The organism is Gottfriedia acidiceleris, assembly GCF_036421055.1.
Lineage (GTDB): Bacteria > Bacillota > Bacilli > Bacillales > Bacillaceae_G > Gottfriedia > Gottfriedia acidiceleris_C.
This window is the reverse complement of the sequence record NZ_JAZGQS010000015.1, coordinates 23,495-36,391: the sequence shown is the minus strand read 5'-3', so window position 1 is coordinate 36,391 and position 12,897 is coordinate 23,495. Positions and strand designations below refer to the sequence as shown.

The 12,897-nt window shown below is 30.6% G+C and carries 16 protein-coding genes and 2 pseudogenes; 3 read left to right on the top strand and 15 right to left on the bottom strand.

Going from position 1 to position 12,897, the window contains the following annotated elements; genetic code table 11:
- Window positions 1–33: 33 nt before the first annotated feature.
- From RAH41_RS19060 to RAH41_RS19050, 3 genes are all read right to left on the bottom strand, one after another.
- Window positions 34–1,251: a hypothetical protein gene (locus RAH41_RS19060; protein WP_331224762.1), complete on the bottom strand. Its 1,218-nt coding sequence runs from the start codon at window positions 1,249–1,251 to the stop codon at window positions 34–36.
- 15 nt (window positions 1,252–1,266) lie between these two features.
- Window positions 1,267–1,815: a metal-dependent hydrolase gene (locus tag RAH41_RS19055; protein WP_331224761.1), complete on the bottom strand. Its 549-nt coding sequence runs from the start codon at window positions 1,813–1,815 to the stop codon at window positions 1,267–1,269.
- Between the two features lie 373 nt (window positions 1,816–2,188).
- Window positions 2,189–2,782: a restriction endonuclease gene (locus tag RAH41_RS19050; protein ID WP_331224759.1), complete on the bottom strand. Its 594-nt coding sequence runs from the start codon at window positions 2,780–2,782 to the stop codon at window positions 2,189–2,191.
- Window positions 2,783–3,152: 370 nt separating this feature from the next.
- Between RAH41_RS19050 and RAH41_RS19045 the strand changes: the two genes are divergently transcribed.
- Window positions 3,153–4,427: a DNA polymerase thumb domain-containing protein gene (locus RAH41_RS19045; RefSeq protein WP_331224757.1), complete on the top strand. Its 1,275-nt coding sequence runs from the start codon at window positions 3,153–3,155 to the stop codon at window positions 4,425–4,427.
- A complete protein-coding gene (locus RAH41_RS19040) occupies window positions 4,424–4,768 on the top strand; it encodes a YolD-like family protein (protein ID WP_331224756.1) in 345 nt (114 codons plus the stop codon). Before RAH41_RS19045 ends, RAH41_RS19040 begins: the two co-directional genes overlap by 4 nt.
- 360 nt (window positions 4,769–5,128) lie before the next feature.
- Here the strand turns inward: RAH41_RS19040 and RAH41_RS19035 are convergent, their stop codons facing one another.
- The 6 genes and pseudogenes from RAH41_RS19035 to RAH41_RS19020 all read right to left on the bottom strand — a co-directional run bounded on the left by RAH41_RS19035 (window position 5,129) and on the right by RAH41_RS19020 (window position 8,110).
- Window positions 5,129–5,692, bottom strand: a complete 564-nt coding sequence (locus tag RAH41_RS19035; protein ID WP_331224754.1) for a hypothetical protein — start codon at window positions 5,690–5,692, stop codon at window positions 5,129–5,131.
- A 254-nt stretch (window positions 5,693–5,946) separates the two neighbouring features.
- Window positions 5,947–6,481: pseudogene (locus tag RAH41_RS19030) on the bottom strand (DUF2441 domain-containing protein).
- Window positions 6,482–6,638: 157 nt separating this feature from the next.
- A complete protein-coding gene (locus RAH41_RS19025) occupies window positions 6,639–7,151 on the bottom strand; it encodes an O-acetyl-ADP-ribose deacetylase (protein ID WP_419471632.1) in 513 nt (170 codons plus the stop codon).
- 172 nt (window positions 7,152–7,323) lie between these two features.
- A pseudogene (locus tag RAH41_RS22700) lies at window positions 7,324–7,539 on the bottom strand (phage repressor protein); the annotation flags it as partial.
- Window positions 7,540–7,652: 113 nt separating this feature from the next.
- Window positions 7,653–7,808, bottom strand: coding sequence for an HAD domain-containing protein (locus RAH41_RS22695; protein ID WP_419471631.1), 156 nt, complete (start codon window positions 7,806–7,808; stop codon window positions 7,653–7,655).
- Window positions 7,805–8,110 (bottom strand): HAD domain-containing protein, encoded by a 306-nt coding sequence (locus RAH41_RS19020; protein WP_331224752.1) that lies wholly within the window; start codon window positions 8,108–8,110, stop codon window positions 7,805–7,807. The genes RAH41_RS22695 and RAH41_RS19020 overlap by 4 nt, the downstream gene beginning before the upstream one ends.
- Window positions 8,111–8,471: 361 nt before the next feature.
- Here RAH41_RS19020 and RAH41_RS19015 point away from each other — a divergent pair, with 361 nt between their 5' ends.
- On the top strand, window positions 8,472–9,068 hold the full coding sequence (locus RAH41_RS19015) for a hypothetical protein (protein WP_331224750.1): 597 nt from the start codon (window positions 8,472–8,474) through the stop codon (window positions 9,066–9,068).
- Between the two features lie 99 nt (window positions 9,069–9,167).
- Here RAH41_RS19015 and RAH41_RS19010 read toward each other — a convergent pair whose 3' ends face one another.
- The 6 genes from RAH41_RS19010 to RAH41_RS18985 form a co-directional block, all read right to left on the bottom strand.
- Complete coding sequence (locus RAH41_RS19010) at window positions 9,168–9,353, bottom strand: hypothetical protein (RefSeq protein ID WP_331224748.1); 186 nt, start codon at window positions 9,351–9,353, stop codon at window positions 9,168–9,170.
- A 394-nt stretch (window positions 9,354–9,747) separates the two neighbouring features.
- The gene (locus RAH41_RS19005; RefSeq protein WP_331224746.1) at window positions 9,748–10,185 is read right to left on the bottom strand and encodes a hypothetical protein; all 438 of its coding nucleotides are present in this window, start codon (window positions 10,183–10,185) and stop codon (window positions 9,748–9,750) included.
- A 777-nt stretch (window positions 10,186–10,962) separates the two neighbouring features.
- Complete coding sequence (locus tag RAH41_RS19000; protein ID WP_331224745.1) at window positions 10,963–11,199, bottom strand: hypothetical protein; 237 nt, start codon at window positions 11,197–11,199, stop codon at window positions 10,963–10,965.
- A gap of 104 nt (window positions 11,200–11,303) precedes the next feature.
- Complete coding sequence (locus RAH41_RS18995) at window positions 11,304–11,534, bottom strand: hypothetical protein (RefSeq protein ID WP_331224743.1); 231 nt, start codon at window positions 11,532–11,534, stop codon at window positions 11,304–11,306.
- A 125-nt stretch (window positions 11,535–11,659) separates the two neighbouring features.
- The gene (locus tag RAH41_RS18990; protein ID WP_331224742.1) at window positions 11,660–12,307 is read right to left on the bottom strand and encodes a hypothetical protein; all 648 of its coding nucleotides are present in this window, start codon (window positions 12,305–12,307) and stop codon (window positions 11,660–11,662) included.
- A 192-nt stretch (window positions 12,308–12,499) separates the two neighbouring features.
- Entirely contained in the window at window positions 12,500–12,850 is a 351-nt protein-coding gene (locus RAH41_RS18985; protein ID WP_331224740.1) for an Imm32 family immunity protein, read from the bottom strand.
- Window positions 12,851–12,897: the final 47 nt, after the last annotated feature.

Sequence of the window (12,897 nt, the reverse complement as noted above, 5' to 3'; positions counted from 1 at the left end):
ATATTTTTCATCACCTACAGCCTACTAACTTAATCATTCATTATTCTTCGCCTTTCTTTTATTCATTCTAATTAACACGTCATGATAAATCCTTTCTAAGTTTAACTTCTCTTCATCATTATCTGTAATTTGAGTTATTTGATGAAATATTTTAATAATGGTCATTTTGTTGTTAATATGGCTTTCATCATATAATTCACGTGCATTTTTACGAGTATTAGAACTGAATATTCTCGTTCTTCTGTCAATCTCTCGATATACCATTTCATATAGCGTATTATCGTCCACTTCGGGATTATTAATCACGTAGTGAATTTGCTCCAAAGTTTCCTTTTTTATTTTTTCCAGGTTATTTATGTTTTCCAACTGTTTTTGAACATTTTTTAGAGAAGTACTATGATTGATTTTAAAGACATTTTCACTTGAAAAAGCTCGATAACTTTCCCCGTCCAAATCAACAAACTTATAAATTAGTTCGATTGAAAATGCTTTTTTTCCAATCTCATTGTTTGATACATATACTCCAAAGTATATGTTCCCTATATCTGGTATATTTGTTGGCGTTTCTTGCTCAATAAATATTTCAATATCAGAATCTGTCAATCTAGCGTGCGTTATTTTAAAATATACGTTTTCTTTTTTAGCATAAGCATGTAGAGAAAGTAGAGTTAAGTAAATGGCAATATGGTTATCATAGTTATTGTATTTTGTTGATGTCAATCCGCGTATATAATGCTTTTCATCTTTCATAATCAATCGATATTGACTGTCTGCTTCTTTTCTTTTTTCCATTAATTCATCAATACATGACGAAAGAAGATCCTGATATCCATGTTTAAAACAAAATTTTGAAAAATACCCCATTTGGAAAAAATGATTTAAAAAGTCATTTGTAAACGAATATTCTCCCTCAGCTACAGTATCCTGTAAAAACTCCCCATCTTCTAAAAATTTTAAAATAATATTATTTTGTTCTGTAAAACCTTCAAATTTTATATCTTTTAATTTCTTATCTGGTTGGTCATATTTATCATCATTCACGTTTTGGAACCCTTCAATTAACGCTAGTGATCCATAAATCTTTAACCGTTCATCTAATTGTCCATATTCTTTTAAAGGAAAAAATTTTTTAATTGATTGATCTACTTCTCTTTCTTCTTTAAGTAAATGTTGTAAATCTTTCATTTTTGCTTGAGTAGGTGAAAAATTGTTAAGTGAAATCTCATCTAACTTTACTTCCTTAATTGCCATAGATTTATTCCCCCCCTATTTTTGTATCTGATCAAGAAGGATTTTGATTAGTTTCACTAATAAATCTGCTGTTGAGGAGATAAGTGGTGTTATTAATTGGTTGTCAAGAATAATGAACACAGCTAAGAGGATTGCGAAAATGTAGATTATTGCTTCGGCGGAACTAGAAGTTTTATATGTAATAAAGAACTTATATCTTTGATTTAAGATTGGTTTAAAAAGAGGCACTCCTGATTTAGAAAAATAATCACCTGTAATATGGAAGAGATATCCTAAACATACTCCTAAAGTAAATGGTCCGTGAAACACAGTGTATAAACATATTGTTAAACTAAGCCACGTCAATAAGGAATGTGTAATCCCCCTATGACCAAACTTTTGATTTATTATTTTAGCAATCCCAAAAGACCTCTTACCAATATAGGAATTCGGCTCATCAATATCTGGTAATAAACTCCCAAATGAAATTCCACCTAAATACCAAATTGTAAATGGGTATGAAGTTACTGTTGCCAACCCAGCACCAAGTGCAATCGAGGTGGCGAGATGCGTTTTATATAACATGCTAAAACACCACTTTCTAGGAATAATGAACTAACAACTTGTTTTTAAATTTTTATGTGTAATTATGAAGTTTCATACCCATAAAAAAATCCAAAATTATTGTATAAGATGGTAATTCATAACAATAAAGGTGACTTTATGAACGTTTATACGATATTTGGCAATAGATCATAAATGAAGAATTAGCAAAATATGTTGGTTGGGAAACCTACACATTTCTAATACCAAAGAATTTGTTGATTTTGTGATGAATTACAAAAAGACCATTAGCTAAAGCCTCTGGTCCTTTTTCTAGAATATTTTCCATCCTATTAATCCAATTCTTATTTATGCTCGAAGTAATTAAAAAAGCACCTAACTATACGTTAGATGCTTAAAATTCAAATTGTAATTCTTTTATTTGCTTGGTTTCTCCAGCAACTGCTTCCATCCACATTTCAACAAATTGAACACCATTTATCAAATCAATGTTCAATCCTTCTGCATATTCACGAGCTTCATCCGAAAAATTACTAGTTGTTATGACCATGCCTTTTTTAACTTTATCTTTTGACATTTTCGAATTAACTAATGCAATTGGTTCATAATTAAGATCATCTTTATAACATTTCACTTGTATATATACTCTGTTATTAATATCTTCATTGATATCAATTTGAATATCAACACCAAAGTCCCCACTACGTTTTGTTACAAATGCATTACCATTTAATTTTTTTGAAAGAACATTTCCAACGAAATCCTCAAATGCAAATGGATCTTCTCGTATAAATAAATTTGTATTTTTCTCATCTATTTCTTTTGTCTTAAAACGGTAGTATAACCCCATTGCTAAAGTTCGTTTATAATCAAGGTCTGAACGCATTTTTTCAATAAACATTTCTCTAATGTAGAACTTGTTTCGTTGTAAAAATCGATAAAGAAAAAAACCAATTATTATTATTAAAGCAGATATATAAAATATCATATTAATCACCTCAGTTTTCCATTATTAACAGAAAACTATATTTTAAACTTCATAAAATCATTATCTTTTAAACTAAAATGGATTATTTTGAACTTTGTTTAAAAAAATTCAATCGTCCTCCTCCAAGATCCTTACTAGTCATTTCAGTATCTTTTTTCCCCTGATTATACGTATTTGCACGTGAATAATGAATTCTAATTGAATGACTTGCTCTTAAATAACTTTGAAGTTGGTGTGAATGTTTTGATTAACACGAACAAAAGTTCTTATAAACAACAAAAATTCAGTATACAAGAACAAATGTTTGTGTATAATAAATAGAGATGCAAATCAAATAAGAACACTCATTCTATTTTAGGGGATGTTTATTATGTACGATTATTCAACTTTTCCTGATGACTTAGTTTATTTTGTTGATATGAAGTCATTCTTCGCATCAGTTAGTTGTATATTAATGGGATTGGATCCACTTAAAGTTAAATTGGCAGTCGTTGGAGATACAAAAAGAGATGGTTCAGTAGTCTTAGCAGCTACACCTGAAATGAAGAAATTAGGCATTAAAACAGGAAATCGACTTTTTGAAATACCTAAACAAAATGACATTTATATTGTCAATCCATCTATGAGTTTGTATGTAAATATTTCAAATAAAATTACTGAACTTATGCTTACTAAATACGTCGCTCCTATCGACTTCATGCAATATTCTATTGATGAATTTGCTTTTTCTATGAAAGGTTATGAAAAACTTCATAAGCTATCCCCTCTGGATCTAGCCCATAAAATCCAACAGGATATTTACAATCATTTTGGCATTTCGAGTTCTATTGGAATTGGCAGTAATTTGTTACTCGCAAAAATCTGTATGGATATAGAAAGTAAAAAACATCCGAGTGGTATATCACAGTGGACTTATGTTGATGTTCCTACCAAAATGTGGAATATTACTCCATTAAGTAAATTCTGGGGCATTGCTAAGAAAACTGAGCATAAGTTAAACAGATTAGGCATAACTACTATTGGTGAGTTGGCACGATACCCGAAAGAAGTTTTAATTCAACAATTTGGGAATGTGATAGGTACAGAATTACATTTCCATTCTAACGGAATTGATTACTCTCAAATTGGTGAAATGAAGGACTACAAACCGAAAGATAAGTCAATTGGCAAAAGCCAAGTTCTATTAAGAGATTATCATTCACATGAAATTAAAACGTTAATACTAGAACAACTTGAGGAAGTTTGTTTTCGATTAAGAAATCAAAACAATCAATCAAGAACTATTCATTTTAGTATTGGTTATAGTTCTGGCATTAGCGGATTTTCTAAAACTGTCACCATTGAAGAACCAACAAATTTAACAAAAGACTTTTATCAAGTTTGTCTTAAAATTTTAGAAGAAAATTATAATCAAGAACCTGTAAGGACTATATCAATCGCTTTAAAAAACTTTGTTAAAACTGACACAGAACAAATTTCATTTTTTACTAATCCAATTAAAAAGCAAAAGGAGCAAAATTTATCAGGTGTGATGGATTCAATAAGACGTAAGTATGGAAAAAATAGTTTGTTGAGAGCATGCAGTTTTACAGATTTCAGCACAATTAGAGGTAATAATAAGAAAATTGGAGGTCATTTCGCATGACACAAGAACGAATGGGTCGAGGAATTATTAAATGGCAACCTTTTGCATCGATTCCACAGCAGTTTAAAGGGATTGCTGAAATTATCGATAATCAAAAAAAGGTTCCCCATCCAATATTAAATGACGATGAACAAGAACGTATCAATTATATTCTTGTTGAAGCTGTCGAAAGAAAAAATGATGTATCGTTAGTTTATTGGGTTAAGGGAAGTATTGGAACAGAAATTGGAAAAATCAAAAAAGTTGATCAGATAAACGCTACTATTATCTTAGTAGATAAATATGACTCTACTCATACTCTTTCTATGAATACAATAATTGATGTCATATCCATTATCTAGTCTAATTGAAATCCATCTGATACATTAAATCAGTTGATTAATAATTTTCTGGTCACTTGAAAAATCGGATATAACAATCAAGACTTAACTTTTAAAGTTTTTTATAAATAAAATATTTTAAAATATACCATATATTTAGATTAAAAAAGGAATTTCCACTGGTCTTATCCCTATCAAGCAGACAATAAATAAAAAGAAGCTCATTAAGCAACCATAGTCCTATATTCAGTGGGGCTATGGTTGCTTAATATCTTTTTAAAACTTTTTAGTGCACCTGTTTCAAGGATGTTATTAAGTGTATTACTTAGTTTTTATAGAATTTCCAGTATTCTAAAATCCTACAGGATATGAATGCTCTTGTTATTTAAAGTCAATCAAGTTAATGTTATGTTCTTTGAATAGATTAGGGTCTTTTTCTAGATAATACCTTTCAGCAGATCGATAAATGCACTCACATAATTTGTCGATATTTACTCTGACACTTTTTGTCATTAATATTTTTGAGTTATTAATAGGTTGGTGTCCCCAAGATGAACCAATTTTGTCTGCTCCACCTACTGCTGCTAATTCAAATTCGTATGAATAATAAAAATCTGCGTCTTCATTGTCGCCCCAGTTTTCTATATCCGTATTTCCATCATGTAAGAAAGAACAACGTAGAGAATAACACATCTTTCCTGTAAAAAATGGATTTATTGCCTTGCCATCTCCTGTCCAACCTGTATTGTCTGCATAATAATGGCTTACCCAATCATCAAACCATGCTGCATATTGTTTTCCTACAAGGCGTTTTCCTTTGTTGTTTTTAAGATCTGGATATTCGATTTGCCCACAAATATCAGGTAAAGTTAAAGATAGTGCAAGTGCTGATAAATAACTTTTATTATTAAGAGCAAGGTTAATGTCCTTTATTTTATCTAACATATAATCTCCCTATTATATTTATTTAAATTATTATGGGTGGCGACATATTTTTGCTAGTTGGTTAATTTTTTACCACCTGATAAGATTCGTAGTGTAGCAAAAAGTAATGCTAATATTTTACCATAAAATTCTAATTCCTTCTTCAAGTAAACTGCCAGTTTGTTCAATAAAAAAGAGCCACTTTTTGTGACTCGTGATCTTCAACTATCGCATTAGTTAGTTGCATAAGAAATATATTTTGCAAAGTAGTTAAATTAAGCTGAGAAATCATCAATAATTTCTACTACTTCAATTTTCCCATTAATCAAAAGCTCAGGAAGTTCATTTGTAATATTACCATTCCAATATTCTCTAGCTTGTTCAATTTTTCGAGCGAAAGGTACCCCATCCTCCTTTGGTAAAAGATTTCCATCACCTTCAAAGGAGCTACCATTTACTCGTAGTTTAACGATTTGCAAAACTTTCCGATAAACAAGACAATCTAGACGGATATTCAGGATATTCTTGTGATCTAACCATTTCCAAAATCACTTCTCTAATTGCCCTAATTGTTTGACCTACATACTTTATAGCCACTTCGGCATTTTCTCCATTTAAATTCAATCCTTCATCTGTATAATGTTGGAAAAGAATCTGTATAAAATCTTCACCTTTAGAATTCAATTGTTCCTTCTCAAAAAAGAAGCTATATAAGGTGTTTTTTTGATCCTTGTTAAAATCAATTATCTGCCCAAGGTTCATTTTTTTCCTAGTTACAATGTGATAAACATACATTTCTTTATCTTTCATAGTTCGTCTCCTAGTTAAATACATCATTATTTAAGTCTTATTTTACCAGAATAAATTAATACCTTGTTCAACTAAACTGCCATTTACTTAAATAAAAAAAGCCGCATATTAGTAGCTCTTGACCTTCAACTATTGCATGCGTTAGTTCAATAAGGAATTAATTTATATTAGTGTAAATATGATAATTTTCTTCATCAAAACATACAAAAATAACTTCTTTAATTCCTTCATTATTTTCAAGATATTCGTTTACTGTTTTTACTGCAATTTTAGCCGCAGGTATTTTCGGGTATCCATAAATACCAGTGCTGATGTTTGGAAAGGCAATGGTTTTAATTCCATTTTTACGTGCCAAATCAAGCGAATTTAAATAACATTTCTTTAGTAGTACTTTTTCGTTTTTATCTCCACCGTTCCATACGGGTCCCACGGTATGAATTACATACTTTGCAGACAAGTTCCCGCCAGTTGTAATTACAGCTTCTCCAGTTTTACAACCTCCTTTTTTGTTTCTAATAGCAACGCATTCATCGTATAGTCTCTTTCCAGCCGAACGATGAATGGCACCATCCACGCCTCCTCCACCAAGCAGACTTGAATTTGCAGCATTGACAATGGCATCTACGGTTTGTTCTGTGATATCGCCTTTAACTACTTTTATTATTCCCATTTCCATCCCCCACGTTTGTCAAGATATTCTTTAACATCCTGCAATATACCGTATTAAAAAAATCGAATTTTTGTTCAAACATACGCATGCTTTAGTTATAAAAGCACCAAAAAGATCTAAATGGGTGTGAGTCCACTCTTTTTTATCTATATTACAATGAGGTGGAATAATCTTACTTATCCCAAATTTTAGAAACTTTTCCGAAAATTTTCTCTCTTGTTATCCAACCATTAAAATAGCCATGATTATTTCCAATTTGAAATTGATTTTCACGAATTTTTAAGATTTTGTGAGTATAATACTTACCTTTTACTTTACAAAACACAATATCATCTTCGTTTAATTCAGATTCTTCAGTCACAGGAGCTAACGTGACGGGTTGATTTGATATGGTTACTCGCAGTGAAATTCAACCTGTTTCTCTGCCTTGAAAGATCGACTACTTAACCAATTGTCCCGATGTGAAATGATAATAATCAAAAAAACCGTCTTAGACGGCTTTTATTTTACTTTCAATATCGCCTCTTCTGCATTTTCATTTGATATGCCTCGAAAAGATAGACACCGAACAAAATGACTATTTAATTCACCCATATGCCATTGGTCATCTAGAATGACGAATTTTTCGATGTTTTTGTGTTTGGTTAGCCAATTCAATATTTCAATTCCGTTTTCATATTCGTATCAATAACAGGTGTGATATCTAGCAAAATATTGGTGTCTAAGTTGTACATTTCGAAATTTCTAATGATTTCTCTCCAAAGGTATCCATTGTCTTGGCGGTGAACTCTCCATGTTGAGGTAATGACAATGTTCGCTTTTGATTCATCGACGATTATCTTTAAATTTTTCATCGCAATTGGGTCGAATTTAATATTATCGATTTGTTCCAAATTGTTCAGTCTAATTTGTCTGTCCGTGTTTAAAACACCATCGATATCTAAGAAAATGATTTTCATGCTTTCCTCCAAGGAATCATAATTCACCGCTTCTTCCTATTAAAATATTCACCTTTAAATAACCTAAATCCTTTTCTCGAAATGTGGTAAAATCGTCTTTTTCTAATTTATATGCACAAAAAGAAGACCAATTCATAAGAGAATTGGTCTTCTTTTTGTATTCTATTTTTAATTCTGTAATTCCCAGTGAAACATCTCTTATATAAAACGGAGCTTTCAAATACAAATCAATTTTATGAAGGATTACTCATCAACTAACGCATCAGTTAGTTGAATAAGAATTTTAATTTCTAATTAAAAATAATATAAAACATCTTGGAAATACTACACCTATTATACGGGAAGGTAGTGAATAGCAAATTTGATTAAATCCACTTGTATTTCCATTATTTTTGCATTTACACTTTTATTTTTTAGTGGAGTAGTAAGTGCTAAAACGTCAGAGAAACCCAAACCATTTGAAGAGTTCTATCCTGAAAGTGGATACAAATCGATTGAATCAGCAGCTACTGAATTTGAGCACTATTTTAAACAGCCATTAAAGTTGCCATTAAGGGTTCCACCAATTAGCTTTACTCATTATTTTGGGAGATTTCAACTTACAAATGATGGGATGAATGATTGTTTCATCTTAGATGCATTAAACGATAAAGTACCTAAGAATCATTACAAAATTGTTATTCGACCAATCGATCAAAAGTGGGAAATCAAAGGTAGGAACATTCTTGGAACTTACAGATTAAAGAATGGGAATACCGCGACACTTATTGAATTCGATAGGATCAAAGATCCTAGAAGGAAAAATGAAAATTGTGGCTTTAATGCTTTGTTTTTCGAAAGAGAAGGTTGGCAATATGAAATAAGTATTGATTTAAGGGTAGTTGATATTGTTACCCCCGAAGTATTACTTAATATTGCGAATTCAATCGATTACCCTGCTGAGCGTCCGTTAGAGTAAAAATCAAAAGGAACTTCATTCAACGAGAAGTTCCTTTCTTCTTTGTACAACTAATGCATGCGTTAGTTGAATAAGAAGTATGTATTTTTCCATATATTTCTATTTCTTAGAGGAAGTGTTCTTTTTAAATGTACAATAGAGAAAAAGTGCAACTCCTCCTCCTAAAGCAACGGCAAAATTAGAACTTCTTAAAGTATCATTCATTATATATGCTGTCACTAAAAAGGCGATTACAAATGAAATACTCAGTAAAAAATTTATAAATAAAGATTTTCTTGGTAACATGTTTTACTCCTATCTTTTCATGCTCTTTAAATAAAATTCCCTATATTTACTACGAATCCTTCTTTAACTAACCTGCCATTTTGTTGAATAAAAAAAGCCGCATATAAGCAGAGTGCCTTTTTTCTGACTATCGAAAAAGTAAATTAACGAGAACTGCTAAGACTATAAAAAAAATTGCTCGTTTAAAGAATCTCTTCAAGTCGCCCTTTGAATCTAAAAAGAGTATGACTAAAACGTAAATACCACATATAACACCGAATACTAAATAAGAAATATTAAAAAGTTTTTGTAGAAATAGAAGTGCAACTATTATTAGGATATCAGAAGTTTTTATATCTTTACTTTTGTTTTCCACTATAAAACTCCTTTATTTTCGTAAGTTTTCTCCTTCGACTTATGCATATCCTCCATCTTTAATTCGCCATTTGCCATTTTTACTATCTCTAACCAGAGTCCAACTAAAATCATCCATAGTTTTATTCGGTTCCCAACCTCCAACAACAGAAGGACCAGTTTTAATAGTAGCAAAGACCACAATGACATTTTCATCATTCATATAATTTTCGGTCGTTCTAATCGCTATCGCTTCTTTCTCTGAATAACGTATATCCGTTATTGTGCATCCTTTGTTGTCTTCATTCTTCTTGAATTCTTTCTCGACAGTATCAAACGCTGTGTTAATATCTTTGTTAGTGAACTTTTTAGATTGTCCTATTTTTTCCTTTACCGTTTCAGCATTCGTATTAGTATTCGTTTGTTGCTGATAGATTAAAACTGAGATTCCTACAACTAGCAATAGAAAAAAAGCGAAAAAACGTTTCTTATTTTTCATAAATTGTACCCCTATTTTTATTTTTTTGTTGAACGAAGCTTCCAGTAACTTCCACAAAGTTAATTATAAAGTATTGTTCCACTATTCTGACTTGGGGGATTTTCGCTGTTTTCCACAAAAATTAAATTATTCTTATGTATCTAAACTGCCATTTTGTTGAATAAAAAATGGACTGCCGAAGCAGCCCAGCGTTTTACAACTAATGCACGCGTTAGTTGGATTAAGTTTGTTGCTTAATAACCCTTCTATTTACTTACCAACCTTTAACTCTAGCTAGATCATACTCTAGGTACTTCGCCGAGAAGATGAATCCTTTCTGATACACGATAAAATCTTTGATTTCTAGTGATGATGGCGGATTACTAATCTGATAAGCCTTCGCGCGGTGGTTATGTAAATACGGTTGATAACCTTTGTTTTCCATTGCTTGTAGCGAAATCTTCGATGTTAACGCACTCTTTGGGTGAAACGTGAAAAACAACTTCGTTCGAATTGCAAGGGATGGGGTTGCGTGCAATGCGGTGTAGAGAATGCAGCAACAAAGAACAATAAGTAACCAGGTTTTACGGGTCAATGAAACCCCTCCATCTATTTGGTTTGATGAAGCCTTTAGAAAATTATCCTATTATACTGGATATTTGTAACTTGGGGGAATTTCGTCTTTTTTCAATAAATAAATCAATTCTTATGCAACTAATCTGCCATTTTGTTGAATAAAAAAATCGACTAAAGAGTCGATTATGTTATTGAACTAAAGCATCATTTAGTTGTATAAGCTTAGGTAGATTTTTTTTCGAAATCTTCAATTAATTTATCTAATTTATATTCTATAGTTTTTAGTAATTGTCTGTCTTTAGCTTGATTTCTAATTCTTTTTTTATAAAGCAATCCTAATGCAGTAATAATACCAATAATAATTATCCAAAAAACGATTGAGGCAAAAGCAAGTACAGGATCGTGAATTTCTTTTGTTTCTGTTATCGTGTTCGTAACATTTCCCAATAAGAAATACATATTTTCCTCCTAATAGTTTTTCTTGTTAATGGGATAATTCGATAGAAACTTATTAACTCCTGTATTCAACTAAAGCATGTTTTAGTTGAATAAGGTTTTGAATCTCAAAAATGGAAAAATGAATAATTAGTAGCAAAAGCTATGTATGAAACAACACACAAACTTAACAGTGTTAAAGTCTTGCGATTTAGAAAACAGATATAAATATAAATTAAAGTAAAACTTACAAATGACATTATTTCTGGAATTCCTTTGAAATGTTCGCTATATTGTGCACCAACAATAATTGATGCCAATAGAAGATAAAATGCTGTGAAATTAGTTTTTTGTTTCATAACAACCACCCTGCTATCTTCAATATACTCTTATATAACTACTATTCGTCGTAAAATCAATTAAACCTTGTTCAACTAATGCATGCGTTAGTTGCTTAAGAAATGATTGTAGATAATTATAGATATTAGTGAATGCTAAGTTTTTCTTCGCAATACTCTACGATATATTCATAAATACCCTTATTACCAGTGCTTAGGGGACCTGTATCACCTTTACTTATTAAATCATTAGCACTGTTTAAAGCAGTAATGAATTTTCCACCTTGCATATAGGCTAACATTTTCATCAAATCTAAATGGTAGAAATCTGATTGTTGTAAAACGAAATTATTGAAATTATCTACACTTTGTTCTATTGAATTTATAAACGTCTCGTATGTATAAATAAATTCTACTACGGTTTGACGAATATCATCTTCAATATTCTCTAAACTGTTTTCAACAATTTCAATAACTTGGATAGAGTAGGTTGGTGCTACAAATGCTCCTATTGCTCTTAAGCTCATAGGTTCTTTTGCATTTTCCTTTATATCAAATACTTCCCAAAATAAATCATCATAAATATATGGTTTTATATTACAATCCATACTAATTGAAATTACATTATCATCTGTAAAATTTGTTGAATAGACTCCTGTTACAAAAAAATCTCCTACTTTATTAAATAAACAGTACGACCTCTTTTTTAAACCAAATTCTTTAGCTAACTCTCTCATAGCTCTTTCTTGAATTTTTTCAATTTCTTTAAATAGAGCTTTTTGTTCTTTTTTCAAAAAAATCTCACCTTTTCAATTCAATTCTTTAAATATAGTCTATATAAATCCTAATATAAGTAATAATATTTTAACAAAAATTCGCATCATTATCACATGTCTTACCAAGAATTCTTATTCAACTAAACTGCCATTATGTTTAATAAGAAAAAGCGATCTTCTATTGAAGTATCGCATGCGTTAGTTGAATAACTATTCATCTTCATTAATATAATCATTGAATGGTTTGTAATCTCCACAACCCACTATTAGTTCGCAACTATCAGGGTGAAGCATTACACCCAGAGATTGAATTACATATTCTTTTTCTATTGGCTCAATATGAAAGTGTTTACCATCTTTATAATTATGAGCTAAACGAATTAGCTCAGTACCCAATCCAATTAAAGCATTCTGACTTAGAGAGATCATTACTCTACAACCATTTGTTATATTATTTCCATTATTATCAAGAACTGTTACTTCAGCAATATTATTTCCTTCAATTTCAAATACTTCTTCTTCATCAGAATCATTTATCAAATTAATATTATAAAGAGACATAACACACCTCGCACATACATTTTTTGTATTATTTTACCATACGTTAT

Excerpts from the sequence above, each read along its gene's own strand:
- RAH41_RS19045 (WP_331224757.1), top strand. The coding sequence starts at position 3,153 with ATGTACGATTATTCAACTTTTCCTGATGACTTAGTTTATTTTGTTGAT.
- RAH41_RS19060 (WP_331224762.1), bottom strand. The coding sequence starts at position 1,251 with ATGGCAATTAAGGAAGTAAAGTTAGATGAGATTTCACTTAACAATTTT.
- RAH41_RS19050 (WP_331224759.1), bottom strand. The coding sequence starts at position 2,782 with ATGATATTTTATATATCTGCTTTAATAATAATAATTGGTTTTTTTCTT.
- RAH41_RS19010 (WP_331224748.1), bottom strand. The coding sequence starts at position 9,353 with ATGTTACCAAGAAAATCTTTATTTATAAATTTTTTACTGAGTATTTCA.
- RAH41_RS18995 (WP_331224743.1), bottom strand. The coding sequence starts at position 11,534 with ATGAAACAAAAAACTAATTTCACAGCATTTTATCTTCTATTGGCATCA.
- RAH41_RS18985 (WP_331224740.1), bottom strand. The coding sequence starts at position 12,850 with ATGTCTCTTTATAATATTAATTTGATAAATGATTCTGATGAAGAAGAA.
- RAH41_RS19020 (WP_331224752.1), bottom strand. The coding sequence starts at position 8,110 with ATGAAAATCATTTTCTTAGATATCGATGGTGTTTTAAACACGGACAGA.
- RAH41_RS19025 (WP_419471632.1), bottom strand. The coding sequence starts at position 7,151 with ATGGGAATAATAAAAGTAGTTAAAGGCGATATCACAGAACAAACCGTA.
- RAH41_RS19005 (WP_331224746.1), bottom strand. The coding sequence starts at position 10,185 with ATGAAAAATAAGAAACGTTTTTTCGCTTTTTTTCTATTGCTAGTTGTA.
- RAH41_RS19055 (WP_331224761.1), bottom strand. The coding sequence starts at position 1,815 with ATGTTATATAAAACGCATCTCGCCACCTCGATTGCACTTGGTGCTGGG.
- RAH41_RS19000 (WP_331224745.1), bottom strand. The coding sequence starts at position 11,199 with ATGTATTTCTTATTGGGAAATGTTACGAACACGATAACAGAAACAAAA.
- RAH41_RS19035 (WP_331224754.1), bottom strand. The coding sequence starts at position 5,692 with ATGTTAGATAAAATAAAGGACATTAACCTTGCTCTTAATAATAAAAGT.
- RAH41_RS19040 (WP_331224756.1), top strand. The coding sequence starts at position 4,424 with ATGACACAAGAACGAATGGGTCGAGGAATTATTAAATGGCAACCTTTT.